The organism is Polynucleobacter sp. 35-46-11 (assembly GCF_002281105.1).
In genome coordinates this window covers 1-1,069 of the sequence record NZ_NCFJ01000726.1, presented here as the reverse complement: position 1 = coordinate 1,069, position 1,069 = coordinate 1, and the positions used below count along the sequence as shown (strand labels likewise).

The window sequence follows — 1,069 nt, the reverse complement described above, 5'->3', positions numbered from 1 at the left end:
AAGAAATTAAGTGGGCAAAGTTTACCGTTATTTTTAGCCACAATCGCGGCCGAACAATAAAGTTTATGTTTCCGTCTTATCGGCACAACGGGTATGAACTTTAATTATTTGGTGCTTTCGCGCGTTAGGCAGCACCAGAGCCAACAATCTCGCCGCATTAATCGCAGAATGCGACCTGTGCAAAAAATCAAATACCCAGAATCAATAAACCCTGACATCACACCACAGGAACGATGGGTGTGCCGAAAATCTCCAGCACCAGATCATACGGCGTATGGCATTGGCCAAAGTGATGAATATTGATTTTGGTTCCGCCAAATTCAAGCACATCGCCCCCTTTGACCTGCGGAACCCAAAAATTCAGGCAAAAAAAAGCCAACCGAAACCGGTTGGCAAAACAAGAAGAAATCACGGAGATCAACTTCTTGAGGGGCTCAGTGCTTGCGCCACGAATGCAGCGCAAAAAATTGGGCAATTCCTTATGCAGAGTCACGCCCGTGCAATCCTGTTTTGGCGTACCTTGGGGGTTAGGGTGCGGGTTTAATTGCAAACGCCATGCCAGTTATGTTTTTAAAACTATAACGAATAGTTGCGTGAATGCAAAGCACATTCATCACCCCACAACCCCAAGCTGACGGCAGAACACCCTTGCTTTTTGCTATAGTCTTGCAAATCAAAAAATGCCAGCCGCACCCATAAAAAACCGGCCTCTCGGCCGGTTGGGGTATCTTGCCTAAAAATCGACTATTAAGCCGCCGCCTTCGGGGGCAAGTTCACCGGCGACGCCGGATCAAGCAAAAACGCCGTAATATGCGCATAAGCCCCTTTCACGCCCTCAGAGCCCAGCCCTAAATCACATTGATTCAATGCGCACATTTTTGGCTTCGCTGTTCGTGAAATAACGTCTCCTCAGCCTCAAACCAAAAATCGTTGGGATGAACAAAGGTGCGCAGATTAATTAGGCCGGGTAACTGTCAAAAAAATGAAACAAAAAGCCCGCATGATGGCGAATATTTTTATTGATTAGATTTTGCCTTGCCACCCCCATCTTGAGCCCATCATGCTAAAA

1 protein-coding gene is annotated in these 1,069 nt (G+C 46.7%); it reads left to right on the top strand.

The window, feature by feature from the left end:
• Window positions 1–292: 292 nt before the first annotated feature.
• On the top strand, window positions 293–544 hold the full coding sequence (locus tag B7Y67_RS19120; protein ID WP_293599986.1) for a hypothetical protein: 252 nt from the start codon (window positions 293–295) through the stop codon (window positions 542–544).
• The last annotated feature ends 525 nt before the right edge of the window (window positions 545–1,069 follow it).